Source organism: Mesorhizobium sp. WSM4846, from assembly GCF_055811415.1.
The window spans coordinates 181,688-199,522 of record NZ_JBVVPZ010000007.1 but is presented as its reverse complement, the minus strand read 5'-3'; the positions used below and the strand labels follow the sequence as shown (position 1 = coordinate 199,522).

Annotated in this window: 15 protein-coding genes and 2 pseudogenes; 9 read left to right on the top strand and 8 right to left on the bottom strand. The window is 62.3% G+C overall.

Going from position 1 to position 17,835, the window contains the following annotated elements; translation table 11 throughout:
• Positions 1 to 89 precede the first annotated feature (89 nt).
• The 3 genes and pseudogenes from AC0L15_RS09520 to AC0L15_RS09510 form a co-directional block, all read right to left on the bottom strand.
• A pseudogene (locus AC0L15_RS09520) lies at positions 90 to 1,502 on the bottom strand (AAA family ATPase); the annotation flags it as partial.
• 117 nt (positions 1,503 to 1,619) lie between these two features.
• Positions 1,620 to 2,366 (bottom strand): DsbA family protein, encoded by a 747-nt coding sequence (locus tag AC0L15_RS09515; protein ID WP_287244999.1) that lies wholly within the window; start codon positions 2,364 to 2,366, stop codon positions 1,620 to 1,622.
• A 130-nt stretch (positions 2,367 to 2,496) separates the two neighbouring features.
• Positions 2,497 to 2,997, bottom strand: a complete 501-nt coding sequence (locus AC0L15_RS09510) for a DUF721 domain-containing protein (RefSeq protein ID WP_287245000.1) — start codon at positions 2,995 to 2,997, stop codon at positions 2,497 to 2,499.
• A gap of 55 nt (positions 2,998 to 3,052) precedes the next feature.
• Here AC0L15_RS09510 and mutY point away from each other — a divergent pair, with 55 nt between their 5' ends.
• Together mutY and AC0L15_RS09500 are read left to right on the top strand one after the other, a co-directional pair.
• Positions 3,053 to 4,189: an A/G-specific adenine glycosylase gene (mutY, locus tag AC0L15_RS09505; protein WP_287245003.1), complete on the top strand. Its 1,137-nt coding sequence runs from the start codon at positions 3,053 to 3,055 to the stop codon at positions 4,187 to 4,189.
• 45 nt (positions 4,190 to 4,234) lie between these two features.
• Complete coding sequence (locus AC0L15_RS09500) at positions 4,235 to 4,846, top strand: HAD family hydrolase (protein ID WP_236388011.1); 612 nt, start codon at positions 4,235 to 4,237, stop codon at positions 4,844 to 4,846.
• Positions 4,847 to 4,919: 73 nt separating this feature from the next.
• On the opposite strand, the gene AC0L15_RS09495 is transcribed toward AC0L15_RS09500, so the two are convergent.
• Both AC0L15_RS09495 and AC0L15_RS09490 read right to left on the bottom strand, forming a co-directional pair.
• Entirely contained in the window at positions 4,920 to 5,711 is a 792-nt protein-coding gene (locus tag AC0L15_RS09495) for a transporter substrate-binding domain-containing protein (protein WP_287245006.1), read from the bottom strand.
• A 318-nt stretch (positions 5,712 to 6,029) separates the two neighbouring features.
• Positions 6,030 to 6,452 carry a hypothetical protein gene (locus tag AC0L15_RS09490; RefSeq protein ID WP_287245007.1) on the bottom strand — a complete coding sequence of 141 codons (423 nt, stop codon included), beginning with the start codon at positions 6,450 to 6,452 and terminating at the stop codon, positions 6,030 to 6,032.
• Positions 6,453 to 6,703: 251 nt separating this feature from the next.
• Between AC0L15_RS09490 and AC0L15_RS09485 the strand changes: the two are divergent.
• Positions 6,704 to 6,835: pseudogene (locus AC0L15_RS09485) on the top strand (type II toxin-antitoxin system VapC family toxin); the annotation flags it as partial.
• 36 nt (positions 6,836 to 6,871) lie between these two features.
• Here AC0L15_RS09485 and AC0L15_RS09480 read toward each other — a convergent pair.
• On the bottom strand, positions 6,872 to 8,005 hold the full coding sequence (locus AC0L15_RS09480) for a site-specific DNA-methyltransferase (RefSeq protein ID WP_023799298.1): 1,134 nt from the start codon (positions 8,003 to 8,005) through the stop codon (positions 6,872 to 6,874).
• A 175-nt stretch (positions 8,006 to 8,180) separates the two neighbouring features.
• On the opposite strand from AC0L15_RS09480, the gene AC0L15_RS09475 reads away from it, so the two are divergent.
• On the top strand, positions 8,181 to 8,870 hold the full coding sequence (locus AC0L15_RS09475; RefSeq protein WP_027152381.1) for an HAD family hydrolase: 690 nt from the start codon (positions 8,181 to 8,183) through the stop codon (positions 8,868 to 8,870).
• Positions 8,871 to 8,909: 39 nt separating this feature from the next.
• Here AC0L15_RS09475 and AC0L15_RS09470 read toward each other — a convergent pair whose 3' ends face one another.
• Positions 8,910 to 9,584 carry a hypothetical protein gene (locus AC0L15_RS09470; protein ID WP_027152380.1) on the bottom strand — a complete coding sequence of 225 codons (675 nt, stop codon included), beginning with the start codon at positions 9,582 to 9,584 and terminating at the stop codon, positions 8,910 to 8,912.
• 127 nt (positions 9,585 to 9,711) lie between these two features.
• On the opposite strand from AC0L15_RS09470, the gene thrC reads away from it, so the two are divergent.
• From thrC to AC0L15_RS09445, 5 genes are all read left to right on the top strand, one after another.
• Entirely contained in the window at positions 9,712 to 11,109 is a 1,398-nt protein-coding gene (thrC, locus tag AC0L15_RS09465; RefSeq protein WP_473496277.1) for a threonine synthase, read from the top strand.
• A 14-nt stretch (positions 11,110 to 11,123) separates the two neighbouring features.
• Positions 11,124 to 12,416 carry a M16 family metallopeptidase gene (locus AC0L15_RS09460; RefSeq protein WP_473496276.1) on the top strand — a complete coding sequence of 431 codons (1,293 nt, stop codon included), beginning with the start codon at positions 11,124 to 11,126 and terminating at the stop codon, positions 12,414 to 12,416.
• Between the two features lie 15 nt (positions 12,417 to 12,431).
• Complete coding sequence (locus AC0L15_RS09455; RefSeq protein WP_287245011.1) at positions 12,432 to 13,028, top strand: GNAT family N-acetyltransferase; 597 nt, start codon at positions 12,432 to 12,434, stop codon at positions 13,026 to 13,028.
• Between the two features lie 2 nt (positions 13,029 to 13,030).
• Complete coding sequence (locus AC0L15_RS09450; RefSeq protein WP_287245014.1) at positions 13,031 to 15,919, top strand: EAL domain-containing protein; 2,889 nt, start codon at positions 13,031 to 13,033, stop codon at positions 15,917 to 15,919.
• Positions 15,920 to 16,193: 274 nt separating this feature from the next.
• The gene (locus tag AC0L15_RS09445) at positions 16,194 to 16,601 is read left to right on the top strand and encodes a DoxX family protein (protein WP_031254957.1); all 408 of its coding nucleotides are present in this window, start codon (positions 16,194 to 16,196) and stop codon (positions 16,599 to 16,601) included.
• Positions 16,602 to 16,746: 145 nt separating this feature from the next.
• Here AC0L15_RS09445 and AC0L15_RS09440 read toward each other — a convergent pair whose 3' ends face one another.
• Positions 16,747 to 17,769 (bottom strand): oxygenase MpaB family protein, encoded by a 1,023-nt coding sequence (locus AC0L15_RS09440; protein ID WP_287245016.1) that lies wholly within the window; start codon positions 17,767 to 17,769, stop codon positions 16,747 to 16,749.
• Positions 17,770 to 17,835 lie beyond the last annotated feature (66 nt).

The window sequence follows — 17,835 nt, the reverse complement described above, 5'->3', positions numbered from 1 at the left end:
CGCAGCTTGCTCCCGGGCAGCGGCTGGTCAGCCGCGAAGGGGCGCTCTGGCGTTGGGATGGTTTCACCGCCAGCGCCTGTTCAACCCGCGCGCGCCTCGGCGACAGCCTGTTCGGCGGCAATCGCCGCGGCTTCGGTTTCCTCGAGCAGCGCCAGCGCCTGTTCAACCAGAAGTTGCTTCTCGGCGGGATCGGCCAGGCCGGCGACCCTGGAGGCGATATCGGACAATTCCCGGTCGACATCGGCGAGTTGGCGGGCGAAACGGTCGCGGCGCTCCGCGGTGTCGCGCAGCGTTCGTTCGATCTGGTTGCGGGAGGCGGCGGCCTCGGCCCGTTCGGCGGTCAACCCGGCGAGTTTGGCTTCACTGGCGGCAAGCGTCGAAGCCGCCTGTTCGACCGCCGCGCGGGTGCTGGCATCGCGGTCGGCGGCGCCGGCGTTCTCGGTGTTGAGCGCGGCTTCTTCGGCGGCGAGGCGATCAAGAATATCCGCATTGTCGCGGACCATCCGCTCCTCGCGGACGATGTCGCCGTCGAGCTGCTGGAGCCGGCGGTCGAGCTCCAGTTGGCGGGCACGGATACGGCCCGCTTCTTCCTCGATCTGCGTCTTGGCGATCGACAGGCGCTGGAAGGCGGCAGCGGCGGCGGCTTCCGCGTCGCGCAGGTCCGGCAACCGATGGGCGCCGATCCCTTGCTCCCTGGCGGCAGCCATCTGGGCGGCGGCGCGGTCGCCGACCAGTGCCGTGGCGATCGCCAGCGCCGAGCGCGCCTCGCCTTCCTGCGTCTTGGCCAGCGTCCAGCGCAGATGCAGCAGCGTCGCTTCAGCCTTGCGGATATCGGCCGACAGGTTCTTGAAGCGCGAGGCCTGGCGAGCCTGGCGCTTCAGGCTTTCGATCTGGCTTTCCAGCTCGCCGACGACGTCGTCCAGCCGTTCCAGATTCTGTTCGGCCGCTTTCAGACGCAGTTCGGCCTCGTGGCGACGTGTGTGCAGGCCCGAAATGCCGGCCGCCTCTTCCAGTAGCGCGCGACGCGCCTGCGGCTTGGCCTGGATCAGCTCGCCGATGCGGCCCTGCCCGACCATCGAGGGCGAACGGGCGCCGGTCGACTGGTCGGCGAAAAGCAGCTGCACGTCCTTGGCGCGGGCTTCCTTGCCGTTGATGCGGTAGAGCGAACCCGCCTCGCGCTCGATGCGACGCGAAACCTGCAACTCGTCTGCGTCGTTGAAGGCCGAGGGCGCGCTACGGTCGCTGTTGTCGAGGAAAAGCGTGACTTCGGCGGTGTTGCGGGCCGGACGCGTTCCGGAACCGGAAAAGATGACGTCGTCCATGCCGGACGCGCGCATGTTCTTGTACGAGCTTTCGCCCATCACCCAGCGCAGCGCCTCGACAAGGTTCGACTTGCCGCAGCCGTTGGGGCCGACGATGCCGGTCAGGCCGCGTTCGATGACGAACTCACCGGGTTCGACGAACGACTTGAAACCGAGCAGGCGAAGGCGCGAGAATTTCATTCGCGCCGCCCCAAAAGCGGGTTCTGCAAAAGTGTTCCGCGGTTTGGCGACAAGAACTCGCGGCGCAACAAAAAGTTGCGCACGCCGAAGCGCAGCCGCTTCGGCGCTGCCGAGACGTCAGAGCAGAGGGTCGATAATGGCCGAGATTTCCTCAATCGACAGCGCCCCCTTGTAGGTCTTCCCGTTGATAAAGAAGGTCGGCGTCGAGTCGACCTTGAATTCATCGGCGCCGCGCTTCTGGACCGACCTCACATCGTCCAGAAGTTTCTGGTCCGTCAAGCAGGCCTCGAACGACTCCTGTGTAAAACCGGCCATCTTGGAGATTTGTAGCAGGGCGTCCTTGGTATTGGCGACACCTGCCCAGTTTGCCTGCTGCTTGAACAGAACGTCCACCATTGGGAAATAATTGTCCTTGGAGCAGCGCGCCAGCATGAAACCGGCCTCGGCGCTGGGATCGAAGGGGAACTCGCGCAGGATAAGGCGGGCCTTGCCGGTACCGATGTATTTCGTTTTCAGCGCCGGGAGGGTGGTTTCATGGAAATGCGCGCAGTGCGGGCAGGTCATCGAGGCATATTCGACGATGGCGACCTTCGCGTCGTCCTTGCCGAGCTGCATGTCGGGCAGTGCGCCGGGCTTCAGCAAGGCAGCCATGTCCACCGTGCCCTGGGCCTCAGGCGCCTTGGCCGCGGCCGGAGCGGCCGGCTTTGCCGGATCGGCCGGCGTCATCGCATCGGCGGGGGCCGCAGGCTTCACATCCTCCGCCACGGCTTTCTCGCCCGAGTCGCTGCAGGCGGCGAGCAGAGCCACCGCCGGAATGGCGGCCAGTGACGACAGGAGGTTTCTGCGGGACAAAAGACGGGGCATACGAATCACCTGACAATGGTTGGATTTTGCAATGCAAAGGCTAGAAAAGGCGAGAGTTGGCGCGAATTAAGGCATCGCCGTCCCCATTCCAATCGCCAAAACTTGGCTGCGCGATCACGAAAGCGCGAGATTATGTTTTCTTTTGACCGAGAATGGTGGCGCCGAGCCGCTCCAGCGAGGCGCGCAGCCCATCATCCTCGATCATTCCGACAGTGCCTGACAGCTTCACCTTCTCGGCCGCGGTCAGCGGCCGGATGCTTGATTTAAGCCGGCCTTTGTCAACCGTGACCGGCTTTTGCACGATTCTGATCCGACCGATAGCGTTGAAGCCGAGGAAGGCGTTGACCCGGTTGATGATCTCGCCGGTCTCGTGCTGCAGATGGAGCGCCGCCATGCCTTCGCAGGCGATGACCAGCACCGCCGGCTCGAACGGATCATCTTCATGCATGCGGCGCGGCCACTGGATCTTTTCGGGGCGCGAACGGCTGGCAAGCCGCGGCCCGGCAATCTCCTCCCACGACTGGACGAGCCCGATCGACATGCCGGCTCGCTTGCGCAGCACCGGATCGAGGATCCGGGTTGCGAGATCACTCACCGGAACGGGATTGCCGAAGGGCCTTTTCCCTGCCATGTGCGTTCTCCAGTCACGACCTTCACCATGCATCGGTTAGGCCAGTCCTCGATCAATGGCACTGCACGACCAGACCCGCAAGACCGCATCCGGAGACAGCGGCAAAGCCGCATCCGGAGAAAGTGGCGAGATCGCGTCCCGCCTGCTCGCCTGGTACGACGCGCATCATCGCGACTTGCCGTGGCGCATTGCGCCGCGCGAGTTGGCACGCGGCATGCGGCCCGATCCCTACCGGGTCTGGCTTTCCGAAGTCATGCTGCAGCAGACCACGGTCGAAGCGGTAAAATCCTATTTCCGGGCCTTTGTCGAGAAATGGCCCGATATCGAGGCGTTGGCCGCTTCAGCGACCGAAGATGTCATGAAGGCCTGGGCTGGACTCGGCTATTATTCCCGCGCGCGCAATCTCAAGGCCTGCGCCAATCTCGTCGCGCGGCAAGGCGGCAGGTTTCCGGATACGCAAGCTGGCTTGAGAGAGCTGCCCGGCATCGGCGCCTACACAGCGGCGGCGATCGCCGCGATCGCCTTCGACCAGCCCGCCGCGGTCGTCGACGGCAATGTCGAGCGGGTGGTTTCCCGGCTGTTTTCGATCGTCACGCCGCTGAGCGAGGCCAAGGGCGACATACGCACCTATGTCGAGCGCATGGTTCCAGCGACCAGGCCGGGCGATTTCGCCCAGGCGATGATGGATCTTGGCGCGACGATCTGCACGCCGCGCCGGCCGCGCTGCATGCTGTGCCCGCTGCGCGAGGATTGCAGCGCCATTATTTCCGGCGATGCCGAACGCTTCCCTGTCCGCCTGCCGAAGGGCGAGAAACCATTGCGGCGCGGGGCTGCTTTCGTTGCCGTACGCGGCGATGGCGCCGTCCTTTTGCGCAAACGTGGGGATAAGGGCCTGCTCGGCGGCATGACCGAAGTGCCGACAACCGGCTGGACCGCGCGGATCGACGGCGCCACCACGGACGCGGCGGCGCCCTTCCCCGGCAACTGGAGGCCAGCCGGCCGGATTGGCCATGTCTTCACCCATTTCGCGCTCGAACTCGAAATCTTCAAAGCGATGGCCGATGTCGCCGCCCCAGCGGGTCATTTCTGGTCGCTGGCCGACGAAATTTCCGGCGAAGCACTGCCCACCGTCATGAAAAAGGTAATCGAAGCAGCGATACCGGGCGCGACGAAGAAGCAGCGCGCACATTGAATCGCCCACGTCGCCCCATTTGAACTGCGTTGAACGAGGACAAGAATGACCGAAATCCGCCACATCGTTTTCGACATCGGCAGAGTGCTGATCCACTACGATCCGAACCTGCCGTTCAGCCGTATCATTCCGGATGCCGAGGAGAGAAAGTGGTTTTTCGACAATGTCTGCACGCATGACTGGAACATCGAGCAGGACCGCGGCCGCACCTGGGAAGAGGCCGAGGCGTTGCTGATCGCCGAATACCCGGACCACGCCGAAAACATCCGCAACTTCCGCCGCCTCTGGCACGAGATGGTTCCGCACGCTTACGATGACAGCGTCCAACTCATGGACAAGCTGATCGAGAGCGGCCACGACGTCACCATGCTGACCAATTTTGCGTCCGACACGCTTGCCGAAGCCCGGCAGCGTTTCGACTTCCTCAACCGCCCGCGCGGTGTGACCATTTCGGGCGAGATCGGCATGATCAAGCCGGATCGCGGCATTTACGACCATCACGTCGCCGCGTTCGGCCTCGAGCCCGCGGCCACGCTGTTTATCGACGACAGCCAAAAGAATGTCGACGGCGCCAAGGCGGCCGGCTGGCAGTCGGTGCTGTTCACCGACGCAAAGACACTCGAGGCGGACCTCGATCGCCTGGGGGTCAGAGTGTGATCACTGTGACGGGCCTGACCGCAGTCGCTGAGACGCGCGGTCCACGGCGCTGCCATTGGATCCGTCTCGGGCGCTACTTGACGTGAGAAGCGTAGATGCGATCGAACTCACCCGTCGCCTTGGCAAGATGCAACCATTGGTCGACATAGGCCTTGAAGACAACGGCACCCTCAGGAAGCATATAACCCATTTCGCCATATTGGAGCGGCTTCTCGGGGTTGATCGCGCAAAGGCCAGGGTGAAGTTTCTCCTGCAACTCGGTTTCGACCGATTCGGCGATCATGATATCGGCTTTGCCGTCAAGGATTTGGCGGAAGATCGTGACGTTGTCCGGGTAGATCTCAATTTTAGCGTCACTGAGTTTTTCACGCACGAATTTCTCATTGGTCCCGCCGGGATTAACAATCACAGTCACATCCGGCTTGTTGATGTCGGCAATCGATTGGAATTTCGCCTCGTCCTCGCAGCGCGCAATCGGTGCCTTGCCATTGACGAGATAGGGCTCGCTGAAGAACACCTGCTTCTGGCGTTCCAAGGTCACCGAAATACCGCCCATCGCGATGTCACACTTGCCGGTCGTAAAATCGGCAAGCAATTTTTTCCAGGTAGTCGCCACGAAGTCCGCCTCGACCCCTAGTGAGCTTGCCAGAGATTTTGCGAGATCGATATCGATGCCCTGGTAGTTGTTCGCGGGCTTGTCATGAAAGGTGAAGGGCTTGTAGTCGCCGGTCGTACAGACGCGCAGCTTGCCGTTCTTGATAACCGCATCAAGCTGGTTTTCTGCGCCGGTGTTCTGCGCAATCGCCGGAGAGGCCAACAAACCCATGACGAGGGCGACGACAAACGGCGAGGCAAGAGCTTTCATAGATCTGGTCTCCGATGGATAAGAGAATCGAGCATTCGAGAAACGGTGGGCAAAGGTCAATGACTCTTCCTGGGGAATCGCTCACCGTGATCCTCCGGCGGCGCCGAAAACCCGAACCGGCTACCCGCGCTAGTGGTACCCACCTGACATAAGAGTCCGGCTCGGGATTCCTCTTGGCTGCACGCGAAGGAGCGGCATTTAGTTTGGGCCAACTCAGTCAGTCACCGTCGTGAAAACTTCGAGTACCAATTCCATTCCCACGTACTGCCTGCATCAGCGGAGAACGCACGGCTGTAAATCGGGGTTTTCGGGTTGCGCTTATCCCAGTTGGAATTTCACGATAACGTCCTTGCCGGCCACAACCTCACGGCCGAAGAATTCGCCTTCGTCGCCATTGAACGAGCCCACCTTTCCGTCGTCGAGTTTGCCCGCGTTGCTGTCGGCCCAGTAGATCGTCCAGAGACGCGTCTTTGGATCGAACAATCGCACGGTGAGGCCCTCGAACGGCTTTCCTCCCAACTCCGTATGAAAAATGTCGAAGTTGCCCAAACCCACTAGGATTTGGCGGAACTCCTGGGTCGCGTCGAATTCCTCCCACTCGTCGCTGCCGGCCAGTGGTTCCTTCAACGTACGATTCCTGATGTTCCAGTTGCCCACCAAATAGTCGAAATCATTTTTGGACGACGTCTCGCTCGCCGTTATCGCAAGTTTCCCGTCCGATGAAAGAGAGAACGCACTCATCTACTTTCCTTTGGATCGACGTCGTGCCAGCACTCCCATCGCCGCGGACATAACGAATGTATGGGCGTTTTCTTCGATGACTGCGGCGCGCTTCGCATGTCCGATCGCGGCAACAATTGGATGGGAACCCACCAGCGCGTCGGTGATGCACGCCTGCCGTCACCTCCACGTTGCAACGCGTGAGCCGAAGACCCGTTCCGGGCACGATTTCGGTTAGCTCCGCCACTCCGTAGCGAAGTCGCGTTGCTCCGCGGGGCATCACCATCCGCAGGACAGTCGATATGATTATCGGCACATTCTGCATCCTGGGCGGACACGCGCTGTTGCATGATGACCGAGACTTCGACCCGATGGTTCGTTACCTCGGCCTGCGCGCCGCGTGAGAACGATGTGCAACGAGACCTCTGTAGCGGTTATCGTCAGGCCCCTGCCCGCTCCATACCGAGGCGGGCGATGCGGCGAAGCTCGTCGATCGGGGTCAGGCCGCCGCTGCGCTCATAGTGCCAGAAGGTCCAGCCGTTGCAGGCATCCAGCCCCTGCACTTCCGCGCCGATCTTGTGGATCGATCCGGCGCTGCCACCGACCGCCACAGTGCCGTCGGCGCGCACCCTGGCCGCCCAGCGCTTCTTGGCGTCGTAGAGCGTGGCGCCCGGCAGCATCAGCCCGGTGTCGATGAGGCTGACGAAAGCGACGCGCGGCTCGGCGCGTTTGCCGGTAAGCACGGTAAGAGCAGCGCCGTCCAGCGGCCGGACTGCATCGATGCGCTCGTTGGCGGCGTCGATATAGGCCTGCTCGCGCTCGATGCCAACGAAATGGCGGCCGAGGCGCTTGGCCACCGCGCCGGTGGTGCCGGAGCCGAAAAAGGGATCGAGCACGATATCGCCGGGCTTCGTCGAGGCCATCATGATGCGGGCGAGCAGCGCTTCGGGCTTCTGCGTCGGATGCAGTTTGTCGCCATTTTCGTTCTTGAGGCGCTCAGCGCCGGTGCAGATCGGAAACAGCCAGTCGGACCGCATCTGAATGTCGTCGTTCGACGCCTTCAGCGCTTCGTAGTTGAAGGTGTAACCCTTCCCCTTCTGATCGCGCGAGGCCCAGATCATCGTCTCATGGGCGTTCTGGAAGCGGCGGCCGCGGAAATTCGGCATCGGATTGGTCTTGCGCCAGACGACATCATTGAGGATCCAGTACCCCAGATCCTGCATCTTGGCGCCGACCCTGAAAATGTTGTGGTAGGAGCCAATGACCCAGATGGTGCCGTTGGGCTTCAACACGCGGCGCGCCGCCAGCAGCCAGGCCCGGGTGAAGGCGTCGTAGACCTCAAAACTTGCGAACTGGTCCCAGTCGTCGTCGACGGCATCGACCTTGGACTGGTCGGGCCGGTGCAGATCGCCGTCGAGCTGCAGATTGTAGGGCGGATCGGCAAAGATCACGTCGATGGATTTTTCGGGCAGCCGGTCGAGCGCGGCGACGCAATCGCCCTTCAGGATCGTATCGAGCCATTCGGATTGCTGGGGAGCATGGGAAAGCTCGTCGAGAAGACGCACGGCAGACATTGTTACACCCAAAGCACGCGTTACTGTTTACTCCCTGTTATGGTTACCGATCAGCGTAAATATTCGGTGAAGGCCTGGGGTGCGGACCCCGGGTAATTTGCGAAGATCGGCCTGTTGGTGTATGCCGCGCCGCCTGAACCGTCCCAGCCTCCTCCCTCCCGCTTTTCGGATCGCTATGCCCCAGCCAGACCTTGTCATCTTCGATTGCGACGGCGTGCTCGTCGACTCCGAGATCATCGCCGCGCGCATCGAAGCCGAGCTGTTGACGTCGGCCGGTTACGAGATTTCGGCTGAGGAGATTTCCGAAACCTATGCCGGGCTGACCTTCAAGGACATCATGATGCGGGTTGAGGAAAAATCCCGCGTCCCGTTCCAGGCCTCGCTGATCGATCGCGCCGAAGACCTGGTCGACCGCCGCCTGCGCAGCGACGTGCGCGCCGTCGACGGGGTGCACGAGGCGGTCGCCGCGGTGACGGCGCCGCGCTGCATCTGCTCGAATTCGCGCACCGAGCGGATCGAATTCATGCTGGAGAAGGTGCATCTGCTGCCGTTTTTCAGCGGCCGGATTTTTTCCTCGCTGGAAACACCAAGTGGGAAATCCAAGCCGGCGCCCGACGTGTTTCTCTTTGCCGCGGCAAAGCTCCAGGCCGATCCGGCGAACACCTTCGTCATCGAGGATTCCGTGCATGGCGTGACCGGCGCCAGGACAGCCGGCATGCGTGTGATCGGCTTCACCGGAGCGGCGCACAGCTATCCCGGGCATGCCGACGCGCTGACCGAGGCGGGCGCCGAAACGGTCATCCGCCGCTGGGCGGAACTGAAAAGCGTGATCTCCGCCCTGTCGGAGTGGTCGGCGGATGCGTGAAGCAGGCGTCCAAATGGACGCGCAGATCCAAAGCCGCGGCTATTCGGCTGCGGCAACCTTCTTGTCGGTCTTCTTCGGCGGGCCTTCGTCATAGCCGGCGAACACCTGATAGTCCCGCGCGGTGGGCTCGGGAACGACAACGTTCGAATCGGTGAAGACGAACTGGGTGGCACTCGAGGGATTGGTAACCTGGACCTGATGTTGGTGAAGCTGCGAGTAAAGGACCTCCTTGCCATGCATCACAGCGATACGGATCGGCATGGTGATGGTGCCAGGGCTGAACATCGGTCCCGGAACGACCTTGCCGGCGACGGCGATCTTCATCGTCAGCGAGCCGTTGGCGCGGATGCAGTCGCGGGTCACATCGGTGATCGAGGCCTGATAGACGATCTTGGCGGAATCATCCTGCTGGCCGCTGCTCGCGTCAAGCGCGGCAGCTTCTGCATCCAGGGTGGCGGCTTTTTTCTTGGGCTTTTGACTGCCCTTGGCATAGGTGTTGAAGAAGGCGGTGCCGTCGCGCAGCGTCACTTTCGGACAATAGGCCAGCAATTGGCTGGCGAGAACCTTGGGGTCCGGCGGTGGTGGCGGTGTCGTGTCCTTCTTTCCGAAGCCCAGCATGCTGCTGCCGCCTGATTGGCAGCCGGCGGCGGTAAGCATAAAGCCGGCGAGCGCCAGACCCGCGACAAAACGACCGTTAAATGTATGAAACGCCATGAACTGCACTTCCCTCTCGCAAAGCGGGTGACGTATATCAACCGCGCGGCAAAAATGCGACTGAGCAAGTACGGAAATTAACCACTTTGCCGCGGACAATACCGCCCGGCAGCAATGGAACATGACGATGCGCTATGTGAGTACCCGCGGGGAAGCGCCCGTGCTTGGATTTTCCGACGCTGTGCTGGCGGGTTTGGCGCGCGATGGCGGACTTTATGTCCCTGAAACCTGGCCGCAGTTTTCGGCAGCTGAGATCCGCGCGATGCGCGGCCTTGCCTATCCCGACCTCGCCATCCGCGTGCTGTCGCCGTTTCTCGGCGGCGAGATCGCGATGCCGGTGTTTGAACGCCTGGTGCGCGAAGCCTATGCGACGTTCCGTCACGAGGCGGTCTGCCCGCTGGTGCAGACCGGCTCGAACATGTTCGTTCTGGAACTCTTCCATGGCCCGACGCTTGCCTTCAAGGACGTCGCTATGCAGCTTCTCGCCCGGCTGATGGACCATGTGCTTGCCGAACGCGACCAGCGCGCCAGCATTGTCGGCGCCACCTCCGGCGATACCGGCGGGGCCGCCATCGATGCCTTCGCCGGGCGCAACCGCACCGACATCTTCGTTCTTTTCCCGCACGGCCGGGTCTCGCCGGTGCAGCAGCGGCAGATGACGACGTCCATCGCCGCAAATGTCCATGCACTGGCGGTCGACGGCAATTTCGACGATTGTCAGGGCCTGGTGAAGGACATGTTCAACGATCACGGTTTTCGCGACCGAGTATCGCTGTCCGGCGTCAATTCGATCAACTGGGCCCGCATCATGGCCCAGATCGTCTACTACTTCTCATCGGCGCTGTCGCTCGGCGCGCCCGACCGGCCGATTTCGTTCACGGTGCCGACCGGCAATTTCGGTGACATCTTCGCAGGCTACGCCGCCAAGAAGATGGGGCTGCCGATCGAGCGGCTGATCATTGCAACCAACGACAACGACATTCTGGCGCGCACGCTGTCGAGCGGCGAGTACCGCACGAAAGGCGTCTTTTCGACCACGTCGCCGTCGATGGACATCCAGGTCTCTTCGAATTTCGAACGCTTGCTGTTCGAGGCGGCCGGCCGCGACGCCTCGACCGTGCGGCGCTACATGAGCGGCCTCAAGCAGTCCGGCGCCTTCACCATCGAAGCGGGCGAGATCGCCAGGATCCGCTCCGAATTCGACGCCGGCCGCTCGACCATGGACGAAGTCGCCGCCACGATCCGCTCGACGCTCGCAGCCAGCAACTATCTGCTCGACCCGCACACGGCCGCGGCCATGCACGTTGCGGTTGCAAGAACCACCAATGCCGTGCCGATGGTGGTGCTGGGCACCGCCCATCCGGCAAAGTTCCCGGCCGCCGTCGAAGCGTCCAGCGGCGTGTCGCCTGCCCTGCCCGCATGGCTAGGCGGGTTGATGACTTCAGAGGAAAAATACACGGTACTTCCATCCGACCTGAAAATGGTGGAAGATTATGTTAGCCGCCACACGCGGGCGGCAAATTAGGGAGTATCAGCTATATGGGTGTTGAGGTAAGCCGTCTGTCGAACGGCCTGACAGTCGCCACCGAAACCCTTCCAAGCCTCGAATCCGTCGCTCTTGGCGCCTGGATCAAATCGGGCGCCCGCAATGAGCGTAGCGAAGAGCACGGAATGGCCCACTTGCTTGAACACATGGCGTTCAAGGGAACCAGAAGGCGCAGCGCCTTCGAGATCGCCTCCGAAATCGAGGATGTCGGCGGCGAGATCAATGCCGCCACCAGTGTCGAGACCACCTCCTATTATGCCAGGGTGCTGAGCGACGACGTCCCCCTAGCCGTCGATATCCTGTCCGACATCCTGCAGGAATCCGAGTTCGACCCGCAGGAGTTGGAGCGCGAGCAGCATGTGATCCTGCAGGAGATTGGCGCCGCACACGATACACCCGACGACGTCGTCTTCGACCACTTCACCGAGACGGCCTTCCGCCACCAGACGATCGGCCGCTCCATCCTCGGCACGCCGGAAACCGTCAAGTCCTTCACCTCGAAGCAATTGCACAAATTCATCGAACGGCAATATGGCGCCGAGCGCATGGTGATCGTTGCCGCCGGCGACATCAAGCACGACAACTTCGTGCGCGAGGTCGAGAAGCATCTCGGCGGTTTCCGCAGCAAGTCCGACAACACCATGCCGCAATATGCGCAATATGTCGGCGGCGATTTCCGCGAGGACCGCGACCTGATGGACGCCCAGATCGTGCTGGGGTTCGAGGGCCGCGCCTATCATGTACGCGACTTCTACGCCTCGCAGGTCCTGTCGATGATCCTTGGCGGCGGGATGTCGTCGCGTCTTTTCCAGGAGGTCCGCGAAAAGCGCGGGCTGTGCTATTCGGTCTATGCCTTCCACTGGGGTTTTTCCGATACCGGCATATTCGGCGTCCATGCCGCGACCGGGCAGAGCGATATCGCCGAATTGGTGCCGGTGGTCATCGGCGAGTTGCAGAAGGTCGGCGAGACCATCCTGCAGGAGGAACTCGACCGGGCACGCGCCCAGTACCGTGCAGGCCTGATCATGTCTGCCGAAAGCCCAGCCAGCCGCGCCTCGCAGATCGCCCGGCAAATGCTTCTGTTCGGCCGGCCGATCGCCAAGGAAGAGCTGATGGAACGGCTGTCGGCGCTGACGGTCGAGCGGTTGACGGACCTGTCGTCACGGCTGTTTTCGACCAAGCCGACGCTGACTGCCGTCGGACCGGTGGGCACGCTCGCTCCCTATGAGGCGGTCCTCGAGTCGCTTTCGGGCACGCAGACCACGGCCCTAAAGCTCGCCGGCTAAGTCCATCAAAGCGTCATGTTCGCGCTCCCTTTCTTTCGCCGTGACCTGCCGGCACTGAAGGGTGACCGGGTCACGCTGCGCGTGCCGCTGACCAACGACTATCGTGAATGGTCGGTGCTGCGCGGGGAAAGCCGCGCCTTCCTGGAGCCGTGGGAGCCGCGCTGGAACCCCGACGAGCTCGACCGCACGGCCTGGCGGCATCGCCTCAGCCGCTATCGCGAAGACTATGCGCAGGGAACGGCCATAGCCTTCTTCATCTTCGACAAAAGCAACGCCAAGCTTGTCGGTGGAATCACCCTCGGCAATATCCGCCACGGCGTCGCGCAAAGCGGCCATATCGGCTACTGGATCGGCGAGCGCTACAGCGGCCGTGGCCTGATGACCGACGCGGTCAAGGTGGTGACGCGCTTCGCCTTCGATACGCTGAGGTTGCACCGGATCGAAGCTGCCTGTATTCCCGACAACACCCGGTCGATCCGCGTGCTTGAAAAAACCGGATTCCGGCGCGAAGGACTTCTCCGATCCTATCTCAGGATCAACGGCATCTGGCAGGACCACTACCTCTACGCCCGGATCGAGGACGATCCGCCGGGCGCGGAAACGAAGGACTGATTTTGACGAATTTCCTGCGAATCGGGTCGTTGTTCGCCTTTGTGCTGACGGCAATCGTCGTGCTCTGCGCGGCGTCCTCGGCCTTCGCCGTCGAACCGATCAAGATTGCCCGCGACGATGTGGCGCTCGACCTTTCGGGCGCCGTCGAAATCTACCGCAACCAGGGCGAGAATTTTCAGGTGTCGACTGCTCCGGGACCGGACGGCATCGTGCGGCGCATCGAGGTCGAGGCCAATGACGCGCGCTCGACCGGCGACTGGGCGGTGTTCGCGCTTGCCAATACCACCGACCAGCAGCTCGACAGGCTGATCGTCGCACCGCATTTCCGGCTGGTGAATTCCGGTATCTTCTGGCCGGATCTCGGCTCGACCCGCATTGCCGCGATCACGCCCAGCGAGGGCTTCGCGCTCGACCGCCAGAGCAGCCCCGACGCTGATGTGTTCCGGGTGACGCTGAACCCCGGAACGGTGATCACCTTCATTGCCGAACTGGCGTCGCCCAAACTGCCGCAGGTCTATCTTTGGGAGCCGGAATCCTACAAGGATTCGGTCAATTCCTACACGCTGTTTCGCGGCATCGTCATCGGCATCGCCGGCCTCCTGGCGCTGTTCCTGACCATCCTTTTCGTCGTCAAGGGGACCTCGATGTTCCCGGCAACCGCAGCGCTCGCCTGGGCGGTGCTCGCCTATATCTGCATCGATTTCGGCTTTCTCAACAAGGTCCTGGAAATATCGCCCGGCAACGAGCAGATGTGGCGGGCCGGAACGGAGGTGGCGCTTGCAGCGACCTTCGTGGTGTTCCTGTTCGCCTATCTCAACCTTAACCGATGGCACGGCCATTTCAGCTACGGTGCTCTGGTCTGGATTCTGGGGCTTCTGCTGATCGCCGGCGTTGCAATCGTCGACCCGGCGGTCGCCGCCGGCATCGCCAGGCTGTCCTTCGCCGCCACCGCGCTGACCGGCCTCGGCCTGATCATCTTCCTCGGCATACGCGGCTACGACCGTGCCATCATGCTGGTGCCCAGTTGGGTCATGGTCCTGTTGTGGCTATGCGGGTCGTGGATGGCGATCACCGGCATGCTCGACAACGACATCGCCCAGCCGGCACTGGGCGGCGGGCTGATCCTCATCATCCTGCTGATCGGCTTCACCGTCATGCAGCACGCCTTTGCCGGCGGCGCGCTGCATCAGGGCCTGTTCTCCGATCTCGAACGGCAGGCGCTGGCCGTAGCCGGATCGGGCGACACGGTGTGGGACTGGGACGTGATGCGTGACCGCGTCGTCACCAGGCCGGATGTCAGCATCCAGCTTGGCCTTGCGCCCGACAGCCTGGGCGGCGCTGCCCGCAACTGGCTGCCGGTACTCCATGCCGACGACCGAGACACGTTCCGTACGACGCTCGACGTGGTGCTCGAGCACCGGCGCGGCCGGGTGTCGCAGAATTTCCGCCTGCGCGGCGCCGACGGGCACTATCACTGGTTTTCGCTGCGCGCCCGGCCGGTGATCGGATCGGACGGCGAGGTCATCCGCTGCGTCGGCACCATGGTTGACGTGACGGAGCAGAAGAAGTCCGAGGAGAGGCTGTTGCACGATGCCGTGCACGACAATCTGACCGGCCTGCCGAACCGGGAATTGCTTATGAACCGGCTGGAGGCGATCATCTCGATCGCGCGCACGGAGGAGAAGGTCCGTCCCACCGTCTTCGTCATCGACATCGACCGGTTTAAGCAGGTCAATGACGGGCTCGGCATCTCGGCCGGCGATACCATCCTGCTCACTGTTGCGCGCCGGCTGCACCGGCTGCTCAAGCCGAAGGATTCGCTGTCGCGCTTTGCCGGCGACCAGTTCGCGCTGATGCTGCTTTCCGAGCAGGACCCGGCCCGCATCGCAGCCGTTGCCGATGCCATCAAGCATGCCATCAACAATCCGATTACCTTTGCCAAGCGCGAGATCGTGCTGACCGCATCGATCGGTCTGGTCACCTGGACCTCGGCGCAGAGTTCGGCCGAGGACATGGTCAAGGACGCCGAGCTTGCCATGCACCAGGCCAAGCGTTTTGGCGGCGACAGGATCGAACCGTTCCGACCCGCATTCCGCACCGTCGGCACCGACCGGCTGCAGTTCGAGTCCGACCTGCGCCGCGCCATCGAACGGCGCGAATTCACACTCGCCTACCAGCCTATCGTGCGGCTGGAAGACGGCAGCGTTGCCGGCTTCGAGGCGCTTTTGCGCTGGTATCATCCGCGTCGCGGCATGATCCCGCCAGGCGATTTCATCCCGGTCGCCGAGAGCTGCGGCCTGATCGTGCAGCTTGGCTTGTTCGCCATGCAACAGGCCGCCGAAGATCTGGCGGCATGGCAAAAGCAGATCGGCGACGCGCCGCTGTCGGTTTCGGTCAACCTGTCCAGCCGACAGCTCATCCGCCGCGATCTGGTCAGTGACGTTCGCTCGGTGATCGCGCGGGCCAATCTGAAGCCGCGCTGTTTCCGCCTCGAGCTCACCGAATCGCTGGTGATGGACAATCCCGAGCAGACAGCCCATGTGCTGAACAAGCTGAAGAAGCTTGGCATCGGCCTGTCGCTGGACGATTTCGGCACCGGCTACTCATCGCTGGCCTATCTGACGCGCTTTCCCTTCGACACGATCAAGATCGACAAGAGCTTTGTCGACGACACGACACCCAAGCGCGCGGTGCTGCTCAAATCGATGGTCAACATGGCGCATGAACTCGGCCTTTCGGTCGTGGCCGAGGGCATTTCGGACGAAAGCGATGCGCTCGAACTGCGCCAGATGGGCTGCGAATATGTGCAGAGCTTCATGTTCGGCGCGCCGATGCCCGGTGATCAGGTGCTGAGGACGCTGAAGGAACAGTATCCGCTGACCCGGGCTTGATCTTGTTCATGTCGTTGTCCCAAAATCGCTGCCCTTTTTGGGCGGCATGAGCCTGGCGATTGGCACCCGCTGGAGCGCATCGGCAAGGTCTCAGCTCCACGGCTCGGCACTTCATCAAAAGTACGACCGGAGGTCACGCGACTGTGAACTGGGAGTATTGGTTTACGGCTCGCGCTGTGCATCATACCGACTTCGCGAAATCGGTGCGAAGAGCGGACCCGCTGATAATTCAGCCTGCTGCCCGGAATCACCGGGTCATGATGGAGGCCAACTGATGAATTTCGACAAGATTTCTGCCTGGGCTCCGGTGTGGTTAAGCGTCGTGAGGATCATGTCGGCGCTGCTGTTTCTGGAGCACGGAACTCAAAAGCTCTTCAATTTTCCGCCCGCTCCCGAGCCGATGCAACTGTCGGGGCTTATTGTGATCCAGGCATTGATCGAGCTGATCGGAGGCGCGCTGCTTGCCCTCGGACTCTTCACCCGGCCCGTCGCGTTCATTCTGTCCGGCAACATGGCGGTCGCCTATTTCATGGCGCATGCGCCGCAAAACTTCTTTCCGGTTGTCAACGAGGGCGACTCGTCAATCCTCTACTGCTTCATTTTCCTGTACTTCTTTTTCGCGGGAGGCGGCGCGTGGAGCGTCGATGCGGCCCGTCGCGGGACCGGCCTCGCGACGCCCTGAACTGGATCGCGAGGGAACTTGCTGGGCGGCTACCAGCGGAGCATGTCCGACAGCCTGCCAGATGGAAATGATAAGAAAGTTTCGGCTCCGCTGATCGTCGCTTTCGGGCCCTTCGCTGGACATTCCCCAACGCGAGATACGGGCACTAGGGCGGCCATTGCCGCACTTTTAACCCGTCGCTTTCCCTTATGCGGGCATCAAATCCTGCATGATCGCGACTGTGCTGCTCGTGTCTAGGTGCCTTCTGTCGGCGATAGAGATAGTTCTCGGGAAGACCGAGGCGACGGCACGACTGGACGGCCGGAGATGAAGGGAGCACGATGCGCTCGCAGATTGCAGCCGTCGTCTTCACAAAAGCACGCTCCCACGGCTTCAACGTCCAGTGGTCGCCGAGTGCCAACCGCTTGCGGACCCAGCGGGGCAGGATCTCGACAGCCGCCTTCAGAAATGGCCGCTGAAGCGGTTGAGCCATTCCTGGCAAGACGGGAACGTCTTCCATGATCTGCAGGAATTCCAGGACGATCGGCGATGCGACGAGTCTTTGCCTCATCGCGTCGAACAGCGCGTAAAGCTCGGCCTGCGACGTGGGCGCGTCAACCGCACCATAGAGAAGCGCGACGGGGCGAGCCTCGGCGAACATCGCATCCCGTTCGAAAAAATACAGTCGATGCACATAGATGTGATAGGCCTCCATGAAACCAAACCCGGCCGTCGCTTGCACCCAGTCCAGCAACTCCGGGTCGGTGGCGTGGTATGGCTCACCTTCGCTGGTTCGGCCTGAAACGCGCCCATGCCTCCTGACGACACCTTCGATCATGGCCTTGGCCTTGGTCCGGGGACCGTAGACCGTGACCAAGGCGGCGAGGCCCGTGCGACGTAATCGTCGGAGCGCGTCGGAGCGGAATGTGCTGTGCTGCCAAATGGCGTCGCGAACCCGCGGCTCTGCCAATTCGAGCAGCACCGCCGTAACCCCGCCGATGAACAGCGCAACCGGGTTCTTGAAAATACGCCACGACACCGAGCTGGGCGGCAACAGCGCCGGCTCGCCCTGCGGGGTCGAGAAGTCCATCTGCGATCCGAGCCGCTGGCGCATGAACGACTGCGCAAGGGTGTCCACACGACGCTCAAGCAGGCGAGGCAGAGGAAGGGTGCCCGAATTGCCAAACATGCTCCGACTCTCCTGGCAACGCGTGTGGCTGGCGGATGCAGCACGAACGACTTGGCCCTTCCGTCG